Origin of the sequence: Citrobacter sp. Cb041 (assembly GCF_030336655.1) — a bacterium.
In the GTDB taxonomy this organism is placed as follows: Bacteria; Pseudomonadota; Gammaproteobacteria; order Enterobacterales; family Enterobacteriaceae; genus Citrobacter; species Citrobacter braakii.
This window is the reverse complement of the sequence record NZ_JAOWDD010000043.1, coordinates 504,841-522,347: the sequence shown is the minus strand read 5'-3', so window position 1 is coordinate 522,347 and position 17,507 is coordinate 504,841. Positions and strand designations below refer to the sequence as shown.

Annotated in this window: 22 protein-coding genes; 21 read left to right on the top strand and 1 reads right to left on the bottom strand. The window is 53.4% G+C overall.

All coding sequences use genetic code 11. From position 1 onward, the window contains the following. The first annotated feature begins 222 nt into the window (after positions 1 to 222). The 21 genes from pduA (at position 223) to OGV52_RS23160 (ending at position 16,983) form a co-directional block, all read left to right on the top strand. Positions 223 to 504: a propanediol utilization microcompartment protein PduA gene (gene pduA / locus OGV52_RS23260; RefSeq protein ID WP_003030255.1), complete on the top strand. Its 282-nt coding sequence runs from the start codon at positions 223 to 225 to the stop codon at positions 502 to 504. Beyond that, entirely contained in the window at positions 504 to 1,316 is an 813-nt protein-coding gene (gene pduB, locus OGV52_RS23255) for a propanediol utilization microcompartment protein PduB (RefSeq protein ID WP_016153528.1), read from the top strand. Before pduA ends, pduB begins: the two co-directional genes overlap by 1 nt. An 18-nt stretch (positions 1,317 to 1,334) precedes the next feature. Continuing rightward, on the top strand, positions 1,335 to 2,999 hold the full coding sequence (pduC, locus tag OGV52_RS23250; protein WP_003030249.1) for a propanediol dehydratase large subunit PduC: 1,665 nt from the start codon (positions 1,335 to 1,337) through the stop codon (positions 2,997 to 2,999). Positions 3,000 to 3,009: 10 nt separating this feature from the next. Then, on the top strand, positions 3,010 to 3,684 hold the full coding sequence (gene pduD, locus OGV52_RS23245) for a propanediol dehydratase medium subunit PduD (RefSeq protein ID WP_003844241.1): 675 nt from the start codon (positions 3,010 to 3,012) through the stop codon (positions 3,682 to 3,684). Between the two features lie 14 nt (positions 3,685 to 3,698). Further along, positions 3,699 to 4,217 (top strand): propanediol dehydratase small subunit PduE, encoded by a 519-nt coding sequence (gene pduE, locus OGV52_RS23240; RefSeq protein ID WP_049040279.1) that lies wholly within the window; start codon positions 3,699 to 3,701, stop codon positions 4,215 to 4,217. A 15-nt stretch (positions 4,218 to 4,232) separates the two neighbouring features. Then, positions 4,233 to 6,065: a diol dehydratase reactivase subunit alpha gene (locus OGV52_RS23235; protein WP_279272208.1), complete on the top strand. Its 1,833-nt coding sequence runs from the start codon at positions 4,233 to 4,235 to the stop codon at positions 6,063 to 6,065. Further along, positions 6,055 to 6,405 carry a glycerol dehydratase reactivase beta/small subunit family protein gene (locus OGV52_RS23230; RefSeq protein WP_016156873.1) on the top strand — a complete coding sequence of 117 codons (351 nt, stop codon included), beginning with the start codon at positions 6,055 to 6,057 and terminating at the stop codon, positions 6,403 to 6,405. The genes OGV52_RS23235 and OGV52_RS23230 overlap by 11 nt, the downstream gene beginning before the upstream one ends. Positions 6,406 to 6,424: 19 nt before the next feature. Next, positions 6,425 to 6,700 (top strand): propanediol utilization microcompartment protein PduJ, encoded by a 276-nt coding sequence (gene pduJ, locus OGV52_RS23225; RefSeq protein ID WP_001057752.1) that lies wholly within the window; start codon positions 6,425 to 6,427, stop codon positions 6,698 to 6,700. Positions 6,701 to 6,724: 24 nt separating this feature from the next. Next, a complete protein-coding gene (locus tag OGV52_RS23220) occupies positions 6,725 to 7,189 on the top strand; it encodes a BMC domain-containing protein (RefSeq protein ID WP_200013592.1) in 465 nt (154 codons plus the stop codon). Further along, on the top strand, positions 7,189 to 7,821 hold the full coding sequence (locus OGV52_RS23215; RefSeq protein ID WP_016153533.1) for a phosphate propanoyltransferase: 633 nt from the start codon (positions 7,189 to 7,191) through the stop codon (positions 7,819 to 7,821). The genes OGV52_RS23220 and OGV52_RS23215 overlap by 1 nt, the downstream gene beginning before the upstream one ends. Further along, positions 7,818 to 8,309 carry a microcompartment protein PduM gene (gene pduM, locus OGV52_RS23210; protein WP_049040282.1) on the top strand — a complete coding sequence of 164 codons (492 nt, stop codon included), beginning with the start codon at positions 7,818 to 7,820 and terminating at the stop codon, positions 8,307 to 8,309. The genes OGV52_RS23215 and pduM overlap by 4 nt, the downstream gene beginning before the upstream one ends. A 3-nt stretch (positions 8,310 to 8,312) precedes the next feature. Then, positions 8,313 to 8,588, top strand: a complete 276-nt coding sequence (locus OGV52_RS23205; protein ID WP_003030211.1) for a EutN/CcmL family microcompartment protein — start codon at positions 8,313 to 8,315, stop codon at positions 8,586 to 8,588. A gap of 8 nt (positions 8,589 to 8,596) precedes the next feature. Next, positions 8,597 to 9,604, top strand: a complete 1,008-nt coding sequence (pduO, locus tag OGV52_RS23200; protein ID WP_287109232.1) for a two-domain cob(I)yrinic acid a,c-diamide adenosyltransferase PduO — start codon at positions 8,597 to 8,599, stop codon at positions 9,602 to 9,604. Then, a complete protein-coding gene (pduP, locus tag OGV52_RS23195; RefSeq protein WP_047415486.1) occupies positions 9,601 to 10,986 on the top strand; it encodes a CoA-acylating propionaldehyde dehydrogenase PduP in 1,386 nt (461 codons plus the stop codon). Before pduO ends, pduP begins: the two co-directional genes overlap by 4 nt. A gap of 10 nt (positions 10,987 to 10,996) precedes the next feature. Continuing rightward, positions 10,997 to 12,109, top strand: a complete 1,113-nt coding sequence (locus tag OGV52_RS23190; RefSeq protein ID WP_016156879.1) for a 1-propanol dehydrogenase PduQ — start codon at positions 10,997 to 10,999, stop codon at positions 12,107 to 12,109. Then, on the top strand, positions 12,106 to 13,461 hold the full coding sequence (gene pduS, locus OGV52_RS23185) for a cobalamin reductase PduS (RefSeq protein ID WP_287109231.1): 1,356 nt from the start codon (positions 12,106 to 12,108) through the stop codon (positions 13,459 to 13,461). Before OGV52_RS23190 ends, pduS begins: the two co-directional genes overlap by 4 nt. Positions 13,462 to 13,463: 2 nt before the next feature. Beyond that, positions 13,464 to 14,018 (top strand): propanediol utilization microcompartment protein PduT, encoded by a 555-nt coding sequence (gene pduT / locus OGV52_RS23180; protein ID WP_287109229.1) that lies wholly within the window; start codon positions 13,464 to 13,466, stop codon positions 14,016 to 14,018. Then, a complete protein-coding gene (gene pduU / locus OGV52_RS23175; RefSeq protein ID WP_016156881.1) occupies positions 14,018 to 14,368 on the top strand; it encodes a propanediol utilization microcompartment protein PduU in 351 nt (116 codons plus the stop codon). Before pduT ends, pduU begins: the two co-directional genes overlap by 1 nt. A 4-nt stretch (positions 14,369 to 14,372) precedes the next feature. Continuing rightward, positions 14,373 to 14,825 (top strand): propanediol utilization protein PduV, encoded by a 453-nt coding sequence (gene pduV, locus OGV52_RS23170; RefSeq protein ID WP_046275682.1) that lies wholly within the window; start codon positions 14,373 to 14,375, stop codon positions 14,823 to 14,825. After that, positions 14,810 to 16,024 (top strand): acetate/propionate family kinase, encoded by a 1,215-nt coding sequence (locus OGV52_RS23165; protein WP_287109227.1) that lies wholly within the window; start codon positions 14,810 to 14,812, stop codon positions 16,022 to 16,024. The genes pduV and OGV52_RS23165 overlap by 16 nt, the downstream gene beginning before the upstream one ends. A 92-nt stretch (positions 16,025 to 16,116) precedes the next feature. Further along, a complete protein-coding gene (locus OGV52_RS23160) occupies positions 16,117 to 16,983 on the top strand; it encodes an L-threonine kinase (protein WP_287109225.1) in 867 nt (288 codons plus the stop codon). A gap of 40 nt (positions 16,984 to 17,023) precedes the next feature. Here OGV52_RS23160 and OGV52_RS23155 read toward each other — a convergent pair whose 3' ends face one another. Then, on the bottom strand, positions 17,024 to 17,359 hold the full coding sequence (locus OGV52_RS23155; protein ID WP_003834176.1) for a DUF496 family protein: 336 nt from the start codon (positions 17,357 to 17,359) through the stop codon (positions 17,024 to 17,026). Between the last annotated feature and the right edge of the window lie 148 nt (positions 17,360 to 17,507).

Sequence of the window (17,507 nt, the reverse complement as noted above, 5' to 3'; positions counted from 1 at the left end):
ATAATGTCACCAGAAAAAGTGTAAATGTGGAACTGACATAACTAAATAATCATATCAATAAAATTTAATATATCCGTTAAAAACAATAAGTTAAAATAATTAATAGCAATTTTATATCACCTTACCTCTATTATTTTTTCACTCTCAATTTCAAGTCAGCCATTCTTTTTCCTCGCTTCTTTTTATAGTCATGAACATCGGGACAACCCAGGCGAGGTCTTTATGCAACAAGAAGCGTTAGGAATGGTAGAAACCAAAGGCTTGACTGCAGCCATAGAGGCCGCAGATGCAATGGTGAAGTCAGCCAATGTAATGCTGGTCGGCTACGAAAAAATTGGTTCGGGGCTGGTAACAGTCATTGTCCGCGGCGATGTTGGCGCAGTCAAAGCAGCAACAGATGCAGGTGCCGCCGCAGCACGTAATGTGGGAGAAGTGAAAGCCGTACACGTCATCCCACGCCCTCACACCGATGTAGAAAAAATCTTACCGAAGGGAATTAGCTAATGAGCAGCAATGAGCTGGTTGATCAGATCATGGCGCAGGTGATTGCTCGCGTGGCAACGCCGGAACAGCAGGCTATCCCTGAAAATAATCCTCCAACACGAGAAACGGCTATGGCAGAGAAAAGCTGCAGTTTAACGGAGTTTGTCGGTACTGCGATTGGCGACACCGTCGGTCTGGTAATCGCCAACGTGGACAGCGCCCTACTGGACGCAATGAAACTTGAAAAACGGTATCGCTCCATTGGCATCCTTGGCGCGCGTACTGGTGCAGGCCCGCACATCATGGCCGCAGATGAAGCGGTAAAAGCCACCAATACTGAAGTCGTCAGTATTGAGTTACCACGTGATACCAAAGGCGGTGCGGGTCACGGTTCGCTGATTATTCTCGGCGGCAACGATGTTTCCGACGTGAAACGCGGAATTGAGGTTGCGCTGAAAGAACTGGATCGCACCTTTGGCGATGTGTATGCCAACGAAGCCGGTCACATCGAAATGCAATACACCGCACGCGCCAGCTACGCGCTGGAAAAAGCCTTTGGTGCACCGATTGGCCGTGCCTGTGGCGTGATCGTCGGCGCCCCGGCATCCGTTGGTGTCCTGATGGCTGATACTGCGCTGAAATCCGCCAACGTGGAAGTAGTGGCCTACAGCTCCCCAGCCCATGGCACCAGCTTCAGTAACGAAGCCATTCTGGTCATTTCAGGCGATTCCGGCGCTGTACGTCAGGCCGTTATCTCCGCCCGCGAAATCGGTAAAACCGTACTCGGGACCCTCGGCTCAGAACCGAAAAACGATCGTCCGTCCTACATCTGATATCAGTGAGGCTGATTCATGAGATCGAAAAGATTTGAAGCACTGGCGAAGCGCCCTGTGAATCAGGATGGCTTCGTTAAGGAGTGGATCGAAGAAGGCTTCATTGCGATGGAAAGCCCGAACGACCCTAAACCGTCGATTAAAATCGTCAACGGTACAGTCACAGAACTGGACGGCAAATCCGCCAGTGAATTTGACTTAATTGACCATTTCATTGCCCGCTATGGCATTAACCTGGCGCGCGCTGAAGAAGTCATGGCGATGGACTCAGTAAAACTTGCCAATATGCTTTGCGATCCTAACGTGAAGCGCAAAGACATTGTGCCGCTGACTACCGCAATGACCCCGGCAAAAATTGTCGAAGTGGTGTCCCATATGAACGTCGTTGAGATGATGATGGCCATGCAGAAAATGCGTGCTCGTCGTACACCGTCTCAGCAGGCACACGTCACTAACGTTAAAGATAATCCGGTGCAGATTGCCGCTGATGCGGCTGAAGGCGCCTGGCGCGGATTTGACGAACAGGAAACGACGGTTGCCGTTGCGCGTTATGCACCCTTTAACGCCATTGCGCTGTTAGTCGGCTCACAGGTTGGGCGCCCTGGCGTATTAACCCAGTGCTCGCTGGAAGAGGCGACCGAACTTAAACTCGGTATGTTAGGCCACACCTGTTACGCGGAAACCATCTCTGTCTATGGTACTGAACCCGTCTTTACCGACGGCGATGACACGCCATGGTCGAAAGGCTTCCTCGCCTCTTCCTACGCCTCACGCGGTCTGAAAATGCGCTTTACCTCCGGTTCTGGCTCAGAAGTTCAGATGGGTTACGCCGAAGGGAAATCGATGCTTTACCTCGAAGCCCGCTGTATTTACATCACCAAAGCCGCTGGCGTACAGGGTTTACAAAATGGTTCAGTAAGCTGCATCGGCGTGCCTTCCGCTGTGCCGTCAGGCATTCGTGCGGTGTTAGCTGAAAACCTGATCTGTTCCTCCCTGGATCTGGAGTGTGCCTCCAGCAACGACCAAACCTTTACCCACTCGGATATGCGTCGTACTGCCCGCCTGCTGATGCAGTTCCTGCCGGGTACTGACTTCATTTCTTCCGGTTATTCCGCTGTGCCGAACTACGACAACATGTTTGCGGGTTCGAACGAGGATGCCGAAGATTTTGACGACTACAACGTTCTCCAGCGAGACCTCAAGGTAGATGGGGGTCTGCGTCCGGTTCGTGAAGAAGACGTTATCGCCATTCGTAATAAAGCGGCACGTGCACTGCAGGCCGTCTTTGCCGGGATGGGATTACCGCCAATCACTGATGAAGAAGTGGAAGCGGCGACTTACGCCCACGGTTCGAAAGATATGCCGGAGCGAAACATCGTTGAAGATATCAAGTTTGCGCAAGAGATCATCAATAAAAACCGTAACGGTCTGGAAGTGGTGAAAGCCCTTGCTCAGGGCGGGTTTACCGATGTCGCTCAGGACATGCTCAACATCCAGAAAGCCAAGTTAACCGGGGATTATCTGCATACCTCCGCCATTATCGTTGGCGACGGACAGGTGCTATCCGCAGTAAATGACGTCAATGACTATGCCGGTCCGGCAACAGGTTATCGCCTACAAGGCGAACGCTGGGAAGAGATCAAAAACATCCCTGGCGCACTTGATCCCAACGAGCTTGGCTAAGGGGTGAAAAATGGAAATCAATGAAAAGCTGCTGCGCCAGATAATTGAAGACGTACTGTCTGAAATGCAAACCAGCGACAAACCCGTCTCATTCCGCGCATCGACAGCGGCTAGCGCGCCACAGGCTGCAGCGGCGCAGGGCGACAGCTTTCTGACCGAGATTGGCGAAGCCAAACAAGGCCAGCAGCAGGACGAAGTGATTATTGCCGTAGGTCCCGCGTTTGGACTGTCGCAAACCGTCAATATCGTAGGGATCCCGCATAAGAACATTTTGCGCGAAGTGATTGCGGGTATTGAAGAAGAAGGCATTAAAGCGCGCGTTATCCGCTGCTTTAAATCCTCCGATGTGGCATTTGTCGCCGTGGAAGGTAACCGTCTGAGCGGTTCCGGGATCTCTATCGGCATCCAGTCAAAAGGCACCACGGTAATCCACCAGCAGGGGTTACCGCCGCTTTCTAACCTGGAGCTGTTCCCTCAGGCACCACTTCTGACGCTGGAAACCTATCGTCAGATCGGTAAAAACGCCGCGCGTTATGCCAAGCGTGAATCTCCGCAACCGGTCCCTACTCTGAATGACCAGATGGCTCGTCCTAAGTACCAGGCGAAATCGGCCATTCTGCACATTAAAGAGACCAAATACGTCGTGACGGGCAAAAACCCGCAGGAACTGCGCGTGGCGCTTTGATAAAGGATAACTCCATGAATACCGACGCAATTGAATCGATGGTTCGGGATGTGCTGAGCCGGATGAACAGCCTGCAAGGCGAGCCCGCGACGCCGGTCGCGGCGAGTTCATCAGCACATACCGCGAAAGTCACGGATTACCCTCTCGCGAATAAACATCCTGAGTGGGTAAAAACCGCAACCAACAAAACTCTGGATGACTTCACGCTCGAAAATGTTCTGAGCAACAAAGTGACGGCGCAGGACATGCGCATCACCCCTGAAACGCTGCGCCTTCAGGCGGAAATCGCCAAAGATGCCGGACGTGACAGACTGGCGATGAACTTCGAGCGCGCCGCTGAGCTAACCGCTGTACCTGACGATCGCATTCTTGAGATCTACAACGCACTACGCCCATACCGCTCAACGAAAGATGAGCTGATGGCCATCGCCGACGATCTCGAAAATCGTTATCAGGCAAAGATCTGTGCAGCTTTCGTTCGTGAAGCGGCAGCGCTGTACGTTGAGCGTAAAAAACTCAAAGGCGACGACTAACTCAGGGACAGGATCATGCGATATATAGCTGGCATTGACATAGGCAACTCATCAACGGAAGTCGCTCTGGCTGCCCTCGATGAGTCTGGCGCACTGAGCATCACCGGCAGCGCGCTGGCAGAAACCACCGGAATTAAAGGCACATTACGTAATGTGTTTGGTATTCAGGAGGCACTTTCGCTGGCAGCAAAAAATGCCGGTATCAATGTCAGCGATATTTCGCTAATCCGTATTAACGAAGCCACCCCGGTCATTGGCGACGTCGCGATGGAAACGATAACCGAAACCATCATCACTGAATCCACCATGATCGGCCATAACCCTAAAACGCCGGGCGGCGTCGGATTAGGCGTTGGCGTCACTATTACGCCGGAAGACCTGCTCAGCCGTCCGGCGGATACGCCCTATATTCTGGTGGTGTCATCGGCCTTTGATTTCGCCGATGTCGCCACGATGATTAATGCCTCCGTCCGCGCCGGATACCAGTTAACTGGCGTTATTTTGCAGCAGGACGATGGCGTGTTGGTCAGTAATCGTCTGACCCACCCCCTGCCTATCGTCGATGAAGTCCTTCATATCGACCGCATCCCGTTAGGTATGCTGGCTGCCATTGAGGTCGCAATTCCAGGAAAAGTCATTGAAACGCTTTCTAACCCTTACGGGATTGCGACCGTTTTTGGCCTCAACGCCGACGAGACTAAAAACATTGTCCCGATGGCGCGGGCGCTGATTGGCAACCGTTCTGCCGTGGTAGTGAAAACGCCATCAGGTGATGTGAAAGCACGAGCCATTCCTGCCGGAAATCTGGAGCTACAGTCGCAGGGTCGTACCGTACGGGTCGACGTTGCAGCTGGCGCTGAAGCGATTATGAAAGCGGTTGGCGAATGCCCGAAACTGGATAACGTCACCGGAGAGGCTGGCACCAATATTGGCGGCATGCTGGAACATGTGCGCCAGACAATGGCTGAATTAACCAACAAACCCAGCCACGAAATTTTTATTCAGGACCTGCTGGCAGTCGATACCTCGGTTCCCGTCAGCGTGACCGGCGGGCTAGCCGGTGAGTTCTCGCTGGAACAAGCTGTCGGCATTGCTTCCATGGTGAAATCAGACCGCCTGCAAATGGCGATGATTGCTCAGGAAATCACGCAAAAGCTCAACATTGACGTCCAGGTTGGCGGCGCCGAAGCCGAAGCTGCCATTCTGGGGGCCTTAACCACCCCCGGCACGACGCGGCCACTGGCTATTCTGGACCTCGGTGCAGGATCGACCGATGCCTCCATCATCAACCCGAAAGGCGAAATTATTGCCACGCACCTGGCGGGTGCGGGCGATATGGTCACGATGATTATTGCCCGTGAACTGGGGCTGGAAGACCGTTATCTCGCTGAAGAGATCAAAAAGTACCCGCTGGCGAAAGTCGAGAGCTTGTTCCATCTTCGCCACGAAGATGGCAGCGTCCAGTTCTTCCCTACACCTCTCCCGCCAACGGTTTTTGCCCGCGTATGCGTAGTAAAACCCGATGAACTGGTGCCACTGCCAGGCGAACTGGCGCTGGAGAAAGTCCGGGCCATTCGCCGCAGCGCTAAGGAACGCGTTTTCGTCACCAACGCACTCAGAGCGCTACGTCAGGTGAGTCCGACCGGGAACATTCGGGATATTCCTTTTGTGGTGCTGGTTGGCGGCTCATCCCTGGACTTTGAAGTTCCGCAACTGGTCACCGATGCGCTGGCGCACTATCGCCTGGTTGCCGGGCGCGGCAACATTCGTGGCACCGAAGGTCCGCGCAACGCGGTCGCGACAGGGCTGATTCTCTCCTGGTACAAGGCATTCGCTCATGGAAAGTAATCTCACCACGCCAGCCATCGTTATCTTCGCCACTGCTGGATGCACTGACGTCTGGAGTGATGTGTTGCTGGGTATTGAAGAAGAAGGGATCCCCTTTGTGATTCAGGAGAGCCCGTCAACTGACGTTATCCACAACGCATGGCTGGCGGCTTGCCAATCGCCGCTGCTGGTTGGCATTGGCTGCAGTCGCGAAAAACTGGTCGTGCACTATAAAAACTTACCCACATCAGCGCCACTATTTACGCTGACGTATCAACAAGATAACCACGCCCGACGCAGCATTGGTAATAACGCTGCGCGGCTGGTTAAAGGCATTCCGTTTCGGGAATGCCACTCATAACCCACAGGAGAAAAGCAGTATGAATAACGCACTGGGACTGGTTGAAACAAAAGGGCTCGTCGGCGCTATTGAAGCCGCTGATGCCATGGTGAAATCCGCAAACGTGCAGTTGGTTGGTTACGAAAAAATCGGCTCAGGCCTTATCACCGTTATGGTTCGCGGCGATGTCGGCGCAGTGAAAGCTGCCGTAGATGCAGGAAGCGCTGCAGCAAGCGCCGTTGGCGAGGTGAAATCCTGCCACGTTATCCCGCGTCCGCACAGCGACGTTGAAGCCATTTTACCTAAATCCGCATAAGTCGTTGCAACCAAGGAGCACAGCGTGAAGCAATCACTGGGATTACTTGAAGTTAGTGGTCTGGCATTAGCCATCAGTTGCGCGGACGTCATGGCGAAAGCCGCCTCCATCACGCTGGTGGGCCTCGAAAAAACCAACGGTTCAGGCTGGATGGTGATCAAGATAATCGGGGATGTGGCCTCCGTCCAGGCGGCCATTTCCACCGGTGTCAGTTTCGCTGACCAGCGAGATGGACTGGTGGCTCACAAAGTCATATCCAGACCAGGGGATGGCATTCTGTCACATAGCGTCATCCCGGAGTCTGAGCCAGCGCCCGCCCCGACACCGGTCGTACCACATGAAGAGATGCCTGAGGACCATGCAGCGCCCGAAGTGCCGCAAGATGCAGAGTTGATTAGCTGCAATCTGTGTCTTGACCCTGCCTGCCCCCGTCAAAAAGGCGAGCCGCGCTCTCTTTGTCTGCACTCAGGCAAACGAGGTGAAGCGTGATGGATAAACAGCAACTTGAGACAACGGTCACCAAAGTTCTGGATGAAATGCGTGAGCGCCCTATTCCGCTAGGGATCTCTAATCGTCATATTCATCTATGCGCTGAAGATTACGACCGCTTGTTTCCCAATCACCCTATTAGTGAGAAAAAAGAGCTGCTGCAGCCCGGACAATATGCAGCAGACCAGACCGTCACACTGGTGGGACCAAAAGGTCAGTTAAAAAATGTGCGCTTACTCGGCCCACTGCGTAGCACCAGTCAGGTCGAAATTTCTCGTACCGACGCTCGTACGTTGGGAATTGCTGCTCCACTACGGATGTCAGGCAGTATCGAGGGCACGCCAGGCGTTCGCCTTATCAGTCCATTTGCTGAACTGGACTTAGCATCCGGGGTAATCGTCGCCCAACGCCATATCCATATGTCGCCGCTCGATGCCCTAATCCTGCGCGTTTCCCATGGCGATAAAGTCTCTGTTGCCATTAATGGCGATGAACGTCGACTGATTTTCGATAACGTCGCCGTACGCGTTTCGCCGGATATGCGCCTTGAGATGCATATCGATACCGACGAAGCCAATGCTGCGGGCGCAGATAATCCGCAGGCATTTGCCACACTGGTGAGCCCACGATGAACAACGAACTGCTGCAACGCATTATCGAGGAGGTTGTTTCCCGATTAAAAAAACGCGCGGAAAGCACGCTCTCGCTTAGCGTCGCGCAGTTACGCGAAATCGAACCACGGACATTGTGCTGCCAGTACTCGTCGCTCCACCTCCTGCAGGCGGACCTGCCATTGCTGGAGCAAATTGCCGAGGGCTGCGCGGACAACATGTCGGTGGTAACGATCCACGAAGCGCTGGCATGCGGAGTCCGCGTGAAAATTTCACTACAACACCGATTGTTACCCGCAATCCCCGTTAGAAAACTCGCGCGTCTGCCTCTGGAGTTCAGTGACGAGCTGGGGCGAATCATCGTTTTGCATCCTGACAAACTTCTCAGCTATGCCGACGTCGCCCAACTGAAGGGGGGCGTTCTGGTGCTACGTCGTCGATGTGTCGTGACGGCTCTGGCTCAGGACGCCGTCGGTACGCGAAATGTCCAATTAATTAAGCAGGAGTGAGCTATGCATCTGGCACGGGTTACAGGCGTTGTGGTTTCCACGCAAAAATCTCCATCACTGGTGGGGAAGAAACTGTTGCTGGTACGTCGGGTGAGTGCGGACGGAGAACTTCCCGCGTCCCCTGTGAGTGGAGATGAAGTCGCGGTTGATTCTGTCGGCGCTGGAACTGGAGAACTGGTATTACTCAGCAGTGGCTCCAGCGCCAGACACGTTTTTTCCGGCCCTAATGAGGCCATCGATCTGGCTATCGTCGGCATTGTCGACACGCTTTCTCGTTAGGAGGAACTATGGCGATTTATACCCGCACTGGCGATGCCGGCACAACGGCCCTCTTTACCGGGCAACGCGTGAGCAAAACGCACCCGCGCGTCGAGGCTTACGGTACGCTGGACGAACTTAATGCGGCGCTTAGCCTGTGTGTTTGCGCAGCGAAAAAACCGCAGCACCGCCAGTTACTCGAAAACATTCAACTGCAGCTTTTTTGGTTCAGCGCCGAGCTGGCAAGCGAAAGCGAACAGCCAGCGCCAGAGCAGCGCTACATCAGCTCAGAAGAAATTGCCGCGCTGGAGGCCGCTATCGATACAGCGATGGGAAGAGTCCCCTCCCTACGCAGCTTTATTTTACCTGGCCGCAGCGAAGCCGCCAGCCGTCTGCACTTTGCCCGCACGCTGGCCCGCCGCGCAGAGAGGCGACTGGTCGAACTCTCCACCGAGATTTCCGTCAGACACGTGCTGATGCGTTATATCAATCGCCTGTCCGACTGCTTATATGCGCTTGCACGAGCAGAAGATCATGACGCCCATCAAAACAACATTATTCAGAAAGTGGCGGAGCGTTATCTCGCAGCCATCCGTACATCAGCTACCAGGGAGCCGGCTATGTCTCTGTCTTTTCAGGAACTCCACCAACTCACTCGCGCTGCGGTAACGAGAGCAGAAGAACTTCAGGTTCCGGTCGTCATCAGCATTGTTGATGCGAATGGGACCCAAACGGTGACCTGGCGCATGCCTGACGCATTACTCGTCAGTAGCGAACTGGCACCGAAAAAAGCCTGGACCGCCGTGGCAATGAAAACCGCCACGCATGAGCTGACATCGGCAGTGCAGCCAGGCGCCGCGCTTTACGGTCTGGAAAGCCATATGCAGGGAAAAGTCGTCACCTTCGGTGGCGGGTACGCATTATGGCGTGAGGGGTTACTCCTTGGGGGTCTTGGCATCAGCGGGGGAAGCGTTGAGCAGGATATGGACATTGCAGAAACGGCCATTGCGGCAATTAACGTGAGAACACATCAATGAACACTTCAGAACTTGAAACCCTTATTCGTAACATTTTGAGTGAGCAACTTGCCCCGGCCAAAGCAGAAGTTAAGGGTAATGGAATTTTTCCGTCCGTTAGCGAAGCGATCGATGCCGCTCATCAGGCTTTTCTGCGTTATCAGCAATGTCCATTGAAAACCCGCAGCGCCATCATTAACGCCCTGCGAGAAGAGCTGACGCCTCACCTTGCTTCATTGGCTGCTGAAAGCGCTGCCGAAACGGGAATGGGCAACAAAGAGGATAAGTTCCTTAAAAATAAAGCTGCGTTGGACAATACCCCGGGCATCGAAGATCTCACCACCACGGCGCTTACCGGCGACGGCGGCATGGTGTTATTCGAGTATTCACCCTTTGGGGTGATTGGTTCCGTCGCCCCCAGTACCAACCCGACGGAAACCATTATTAACAACAGCATCAGTATGCTGGCTGCGGGAAATAGCGTTTATTTTAGCCCACATCCAGGTGCAAAAGCGGTCTCACTGAAGCTGATTACCATGATTGAAGATATTGCTTTTCGCTGCTGCGGGATTCGGAATCTTGTCGTCACGGTCACAGAACCAACTTTTGAGGCTACCCAGCAGATGATGGCGCACCCTAAAATCGCAGTTCTGGCGATTACCGGTGGTCCAGGCATTGTTGCTATGGGCATGAAAAGCGGGAAAAAAGTCATTGGCGCAGGCGCAGGCAATCCTCCCTGCATTGTTGATGAAACAGCCGACCTGGTTAAGGCGGCGGAAGATATCATCAATGGCGCATCCTTTGATTACAACCTCCCCTGCATTGCTGAGAAGAGTCTGATTGTTGTTGATGCCGTTGCCGAACGACTGGTTCAACAAATGCAGTCTTTTGGCGCGATGCGACTCAATAGCGAAGAGATAGACAAACTGCGCGCAGTTTGTCTGCCAGAAGGAATAGCCAATAAACAACTGGTAGGGAAAAGCCCGGCAACCTTACTGGAAGCCGCGGGAATACCGGTTCCGGCAAAAGCACCTCGATTACTGATAGGTATCGTCAAGGCTGACGACCCATGGGTTACCAGCGAGCAACTGATGCCAATGCTCCCCATCGTAACGGTGAGCGATTTTGACAGCGCGTTAACGTTGGCCCTGAAGGTTGAAGAGGGATTGCATCACACCGCCATTATGCATTCGCAAAATGTGTCACGTCTGAACCTTGCCGCGCGCACGCTTCAGACCTCCATTTTTGTGAAAAATGGCCCCTCTTATGCTGGGATTGGCGTTGGTGGTGAAGGCTTTACCACCTTCACCATCGCAACGCCGACCGGTGAAGGAACGACATCTGCGCGCACTTTCGCACGCTCTCGTCGTTGCGTGCTGACAAACGGTTTTTCTATTCGCTAATGGGGCCGTTATGAAAAGCTTTTCACTGCAAACTCGATTGTACAGCGGCCAGGGAAGCCTGGATGTGCTTAAGCGCTTCACGAATAAGCATATCTGGATTATCTGCGATGGTTTTCTCGCGCGTTCTCCCCTGATTGAAAAGCTGCGCGACGCGCTGCCAGCGGATAACCGCATCAGCATTTTCAGCGATATCACCCCCGATCCCACCATTAGCACGGTAGTACAAGGGATTGCGCAAATGCAGTCCCTACGACCGGACGTCGTCATTGGTTTTGGCGGTGGATCTGCACTGGACGCCGCAAAAGCCATCGTCTGGTTCAGCCGACAGTTCGGTATTGAGATTGAAACCTGCGTTGCAATTCCCACCACCAGCGGCACGGGATCGGAGGTGACCAGCGCCTGCGTGATTAGCGATCCGGATAAAGGCATTAAGTATCCATTATTTAATAATGCGCTTTATCCGGACATGGCCATCCTTGATCCGACGCTGGTCGTCAGCGTTCCACCAGCCATAACAGCGAATACCGGCATGGACGTATTAACGCATGCGCTGGAGGCTTACGTATCCACGAAAGCCAGCGACTTCACCGATGCGCTGGCTGAAAAAGCGGCACAAATTGTCTTCCAGTACCTGCCTGTCGCCGTCAGCAAAGGCGACTGCCTGGCAACCAGAGGAAAAATGCACAACGCGTCAACGCTCGCGGGAATGGCATTCAGTCAGGCTGGTCTGGGTATCAATCATGCGATTGCCCATCAGTTGGGCGGCCAGTTTCATCTGCCCCACGGACTTGCCAATGCGCTGCTGCTGACCCATGTCATTCATTTTAATGCCCGCGATCCGCGGGCTGCGAAGCGATACGCCCGTTTCGCTAAAGCCTGCCACCTATGTCCGGATAACGCGAACGATACGGCGGCACTGAATGCGCTAATTCGTCATATAGAGCTACTCAAAAAACAGTGTGCGTTACCTTCTTTTGCTGACGCGCTTAAAGACGGAAAGCAAGCCTGGTCACAACGTATACCGTCGATGGTTCAGGCCGCGCTGGCTGATGTCACGCTGCAAACCAATCCTCGTGTTGCCGACGCCAGCGCCATGCAGGAACTGCTTGAGGAATTATTATGAAGACAGCCATGACGGCAGAGTCCACGCTTTATGATGTGCAGACAATTCGCGAACGCGTTCGCGCAGCGGGTGTTGTCGGGGCCGGAGGCGCTGGCTTTCCTGCTCACGTAAAATTACAGGCGCAGGTCGATACGTTTCTGGTCAATGCGGCAGAATGTGAGCCGATGCTGAAAGTTGACCAGCAATTGATGGCCGTTCAGGCTGAGCGACTTATCCGTGGCGTTCAATATGCCATGACGGCTACCGGGGCCAGGGCCGGTATTATTGCGCTCAAAGAGAAATATCAAAAGGCTATCAATGCGTTAACGCCCCTTCTGCCTGCCGGGATCCGCTTACATATTTTGCCTGATGTCTACCCGGCTGGTGACGAGGTTTTGACCATCTGGATGGCAACGGGCCGGAGAGTTCCGCCTGCCGCGCTGCCGGTCAGCGTCAGCGTGGTGGTCAATAACGTCCAGACTGTACTCAACATCGCCAGAGCCGTTGAGCAGCAATACCCGGTTACGCGTCGTACCCTGACCGTTAACGGCGCGGTCGCCAGACCAATCACTCTTACCGTCCCTATCGGAATGTCTTTACGTGAGGTTCTGGCGCTGGCCGGTGGTGCTACCGTTGACGATCCCGGTTTTATTAACGGTGGCCCGATGATGGGCGGCCTGATTACCTCACTGGATACCCCAGTCAGCAAGACCACCGGGGGACTGCTGGTTTTACCAAAGTCTCATGCGTTGATTCAGCGGCGGATGCAGGATGAACGCACCGTGCTTTCCGTCGCAAAAACCGTTTGCGAGCAGTGTCGTTTGTGTACGGATTTGTGCCCAAGACATTTGATCGGCCATGAATTATCGCCGCACCTGCTGGTTCGCGCGGTTAATTATCAGCAGGCGGCCACACCGCAGTTACTGCTCACGGCCCTGACCTGTTCAGAATGCAATGTATGTGAAAGCGTAGCCTGTCCGGTTGGGATTTCACCGATGCGAATCAACCGCATGCTTAAACGCGAGCTACGGGCGCTCAACCATCGTTATGAAGGGCCGTTAAATCCTGAGGATGAAATGGCGAAGTATCGGCTTATTCCGGTGAAGCGCCTTATTACCAAACTGGGCCTTAGCGACTGGTATCACGATGCGCCACTGACTGAGACTGATTTTCCCACGGATAAAACGACGCTGTTGCTACGCCAGCATATTGGTGCCAGCGCCATCCCATGTGTACTGCAGGGCGAACACGTTGTTCGCGGTCAATGCGTTGCCGATGTGCCGTCCGGTGCATTAGGCGCACCTGTCCACGCCAGTATTGACGGTATTGTCAGCGAAATTACTGAGCAATCCATCACGGTAATAAGAGGTTAATCATGTCTCAGGCTATAGGGATTTTAGAACTCACCAGCATTGCCAAAGGAATGGAAGCGGGCGATGCCATGTTAAAAAGCGCGAATGTGAATTTACTGGTCAGCAAGACCATCTGCCCGGGTAAATTTCTGCTCATGCTCGGTGGTGACGTAGGCGCAGTACAACAGGCGATCGCCACCGGAACTTCTCTTGCTGGCGATATGCTCGTTGATAGTCTGGTACTACCCAACATTCACGCCAGCGTACTTCCTGCGCTCAGTGGACTTAACAGCGTGGATAAGCGTCAGGCCGTTGGCATTGTTGAAACATGGAGCGTTGCGGCCTGCATCTGCGCCGCCGACCGTGCGGTTAAAGCCTCCAATGTCACGCTGGTACGCGTCCATATGGCATTTGGTATTGGCGGCAAGTGCTACATGGTTGTCGCTGGCGATGTGTCTGATGTGAATAACGCAGTGACAGTTGCCAGTGAAAGTGCAGGTGAAAAAGGTCTGTTGGTTTACCGTTCGGTCATCCCTCGTCCGCATGAAAGCATGTGGCGACAGATGGTGGAGGGATAATGGAAAGACAACCCACCACGGATCGTATGATTCAGGAATATGTTCCTGGCAAGCAGGTTACGCTGGCGCATCTTATCGCTAATCCGGGTAAAGATTTGTTCAAGAAACTGGGATTACCAGAGTCGGTTTCCGCAATCGGTATTCTGACGATTACCCCCAGCGAAGCCTCAATCATCGCCTGTGATATCGCCACGAAATCCGGGGCGGTAGAGATTGGTTTTCTCGACCGTTTTACCGGCGCAGTGGTGCTGACGGGCGATGTTTCCGCCGTTGAGTACGCGCTGAAACAGGTAACCCGGACGCTGGGCGAAATGATGCGTTTTACCGCCTGTCCCATCACCCGGACATAATCTCATGAAACGCATAATGCTAATTGGCCCCAGCCAGTGCGGTAAAACGTCACTCACGCAGTGCATGCGGGGAGAGGCGCTTCACTATCAGAAGACCCAGGCCATTGTCTGGTCTCCCACAACGATAGACACACCGGGTGAGTATCTCGAAAACCGCTGCCTGTACAGCGCGCTGCTGGCCAGCGCCTGTGAAGCAGACATCATCGCGCTGGTTCTCAATGCTGACGCGCCGTGGTCACCTTTTTCTCCAGGTTTTACTGGTCCGATGAACCGACCCGTTATCGGCCTCGTCACCAAAGCCGATTTAGCCAGCCCGCAGCGTATTTCTCTCGTGGAGAGTTGGCTAGTTCAGGCTGGCGCGCAACAAGTATTTGTCACCAGCGCGCTGGAGAATACCGGGGTCGATGAGATGTTCATTTTTCTGAATGCAAAGGAACCTTCATGTCTCACAAAATAATGGCCATTAATGCAGGCAGTTCCTCGCTTAAGTCTCAGCTTCTGGCGATGCCGCAGGGTGAAATGATTTGCCAGGGACTGATCGAGCGTATCGGTATGTCTGATGCGCAAGTCACCCTAAAAACACCAGCGCAAAAATGGCAGGAGACTTTGCCCGTAGCCGATCACCGTGAAGCAGTAACGCTGCTACTGGAAAAACTGCTCAGCCACAATATTATCAGCAGTCTGGAAGAGATCGACGGCGTAGGCCATCGCGTCGCACACGGTGGAGAATCCTTCAAAGATTCCGCGCGGGTAACCGATGAAACACTGGCGGAAATCGAACGCCTTGCGGAACTGGCACCGCTTCATAACCCGGTTAATGCGTTGGGGATTGCGGTATTTCGCCAGCTACTGCCGAAAACGCCGGCTGTTGCGGTTTTTGACACGGCTTTTCATCAGACCCTTGATGAGCCTTCTTTCATCTATCCCCTGCCCTGGCGCTACTACTCAGAGCTGGGTATTCGTCGTTATGGTTTTCATGGTACCAGCCACAAGTATGTCAGCGCTCAGCTTGCTGAAAAGCTGGGCGTGCCGCTCAGTGCCCTGCGGGTTGTTTGTTGTCATCTGGGCAACGGTAGCAGCATCTGCGCTATCAAAGGCGGACACTCGGTGAATACCTCCATGGGCTTTACGCCGCAGTCTGGCGTAATGATGGGCACGCGAAGTGGCGATATTGATCCATCCATTCTGCCGTGGATTGCCCTGCGTGAAGGCAAAACCCCGCAGCAGCTCAACCAATTGCTCAACAATGAGTCCGGATTACTCGGAGTTTCTGGTGTTTCACCCGACTACCGGGATGTTGAACATGCCGCAGATACGGGCAATCACCAGGCAGCACTGGCATTGACGCTTTTTGCCGAGCGGATTCGCGCCACTATTGGCAGCTATATTATGCAGATGGGCGGTCTGGATGCGCTGGTGTTTACCGGGGGAATTGGTGAAAATTCAGCGCGGGCTCGCGCCGCGATTTGCCACAATCTGAATTTCTTAGGTCTGGCCGTTGATGAAGAAAAAAATCAGCGTAACGCCACCTTTATTCAGACGGAAAATGCGGTGGTTAAAGTGGCGGTGATTAATACCAATGAAGAGCTGATGATAGCCCAGGACGTTATGCGTTTAGCGATATCAGAAACTGTGACATTGGGCATTCCCGCCTGATATTGCCGCACCGCAAATTGCGGCAAATCATGGTAATAGCGCGATCGCCATGACACTATGCGCCGAGGATTGCTGAACACAAAGGTGAAGACGTGGCTGTTGCGCAATGTCCCGCATCGTGCGGAGAACTTATCCAGGGCTGGATTCTGGGCAGTGAGAAACTGGTCTCCTGCCCGGTCGAATGGTATAGCACCGTTGAGGTCACTTCAGGCTCACCGCTGACAGATGAACGTCCACTTTCTCGGGCAATGGTTGACAGGTTATTACAGCACTGGCAGTACCCGGCGCATCTCAGTCAGGATATCCGGATAGATGTTCAGTCAACCATTCCCATCGCGAAAGGAATGGCCAGCAGCACTGCGGATATTGCCGCCACGGCCATCGCTACGGCGCATTATCTGGGCCATCAACTGGACGAGCCAACACTGGCGCAGCTTTGCGTTTCGCTGGAGCCGACCGACAGCACCGTGTTTCGTAAGCTAACTCTTTTCGACCATAACAACGCCTCCACGCAAATTGGTTGTGAAGCTCAGCCTCAACTCGATCTGCTGGTTCTCGAAAGCCCTGAAACATTGCGCACCGCGGATTATCACCGTATTCCACGTCATTCCGGCTTGCAGGCGGGAGCTGCGGCCCTCCAACGGGCATGGGAAAAAGTACAGGAAGCCTGTATTAGCCAAAATCCTTACCGGTTGGGAGAAGCGGCTACGCTTAGCGCAATCGCCAGCCAACTGCTGTTACCAAAGCCAGATTTTGATTCACTATTAGCACTGGTGGAAGAATGTGATTTATACGGCGTCAACGTCGCGCACAGCGGCAGCGTAGTCGGACTGATGCTGGACAGAAATCGTCATGATGTGGATTACATTAAATGGATGCTGACGCAGAAAAAACTTACGATTCACTGGCCAGAACAGCATTTGTTACGCATGGTAACGGGCGGGGTCGAACTGCAATAAGGGTCGCCGCACGGCAGCGACCCGGACAAGCATAAAATCGTTACTCGGCTTTCGCTTCGCCGTTTTTCACTTCGCCCATGGCTTTCAGCTTTTTAGAGATATCGCGGCGTTCTTTAGAGATCTCGGCGTTTTTGATGATGTAGTCATCAACACGATCTTCATAATCGCTTTTCATGCTGGCAATGATGCCCTGAATCGCTTCCACGCTCATACCAGGCTTGATGTAGTCGCTCAGGTTGTCCAACAGCAGAACGCGTTTCTGGTTGTCACGGATCTTTTTCTCAACGTCCTGGATTTCACGTTGCAGTTTGTTTTTACGACGGAACAGACGAACAAATTCCAGCACGTCCTGGAAAGAAGGCTTGGTAGTTTCCATTTTTACACCCCTGATAATGTGAGATTCGGATTCGTTAAAACAACGGCTAAAGTGGGTCAACATTACTTTCATGCCCGCCATACTTCAAGTTGCATCTGCATCGACAATGCATGGTTGAAACCTGAGTTATCGAGGGTAAAGCCATTGC

Coding starts and splice junctions, on each gene's coding strand:
- pduA (WP_003030255.1), top strand. CDS start 223: ATGCAACAAGAAGCGTTAGGAATGGTAGAAACCAAAGGCTTGACTGCA.
- pduB (WP_016153528.1), top strand. CDS start 504: ATGAGCAGCAATGAGCTGGTTGATCAGATCATGGCGCAGGTGATTGCT.
- pduC (WP_003030249.1), top strand. CDS start 1,335: ATGAGATCGAAAAGATTTGAAGCACTGGCGAAGCGCCCTGTGAATCAG.
- pduD (WP_003844241.1), top strand. CDS start 3,010: ATGGAAATCAATGAAAAGCTGCTGCGCCAGATAATTGAAGACGTACTG.
- pduE (WP_049040279.1), top strand. CDS start 3,699: ATGAATACCGACGCAATTGAATCGATGGTTCGGGATGTGCTGAGCCGG.
- OGV52_RS23235 (WP_279272208.1), top strand. CDS start 4,233: ATGCGATATATAGCTGGCATTGACATAGGCAACTCATCAACGGAAGTC.
- OGV52_RS23230 (WP_016156873.1), top strand. CDS start 6,055: ATGGAAAGTAATCTCACCACGCCAGCCATCGTTATCTTCGCCACTGCT.
- pduJ (WP_001057752.1), top strand. CDS start 6,425: ATGAATAACGCACTGGGACTGGTTGAAACAAAAGGGCTCGTCGGCGCT.
- OGV52_RS23215 (WP_016153533.1), top strand. CDS start 7,189: ATGGATAAACAGCAACTTGAGACAACGGTCACCAAAGTTCTGGATGAA.
- pduM (WP_049040282.1), top strand. CDS start 7,818: ATGAACAACGAACTGCTGCAACGCATTATCGAGGAGGTTGTTTCCCGA.
- OGV52_RS23205 (WP_003030211.1), top strand. CDS start 8,313: ATGCATCTGGCACGGGTTACAGGCGTTGTGGTTTCCACGCAAAAATCT.
- pduO (WP_287109232.1), top strand. CDS start 8,597: ATGGCGATTTATACCCGCACTGGCGATGCCGGCACAACGGCCCTCTTT.
- pduP (WP_047415486.1), top strand. CDS start 9,601: ATGAACACTTCAGAACTTGAAACCCTTATTCGTAACATTTTGAGTGAG.
- OGV52_RS23190 (WP_016156879.1), top strand. CDS start 10,997: ATGAAAAGCTTTTCACTGCAAACTCGATTGTACAGCGGCCAGGGAAGC.
- pduS (WP_287109231.1), top strand. CDS start 12,106: ATGAAGACAGCCATGACGGCAGAGTCCACGCTTTATGATGTGCAGACA.
- pduT (WP_287109229.1), top strand. CDS start 13,464: ATGTCTCAGGCTATAGGGATTTTAGAACTCACCAGCATTGCCAAAGGA.
- pduU (WP_016156881.1), top strand. CDS start 14,018: ATGGAAAGACAACCCACCACGGATCGTATGATTCAGGAATATGTTCCT.
- pduV (WP_046275682.1), top strand. CDS start 14,373: ATGAAACGCATAATGCTAATTGGCCCCAGCCAGTGCGGTAAAACGTCA.
- OGV52_RS23165 (WP_287109227.1), top strand. CDS start 14,810: ATGTCTCACAAAATAATGGCCATTAATGCAGGCAGTTCCTCGCTTAAG.
- OGV52_RS23155 (WP_003834176.1), bottom strand. CDS start 17,359: ATGGAAACTACCAAGCCTTCTTTCCAGGACGTGCTGGAATTTGTTCGT.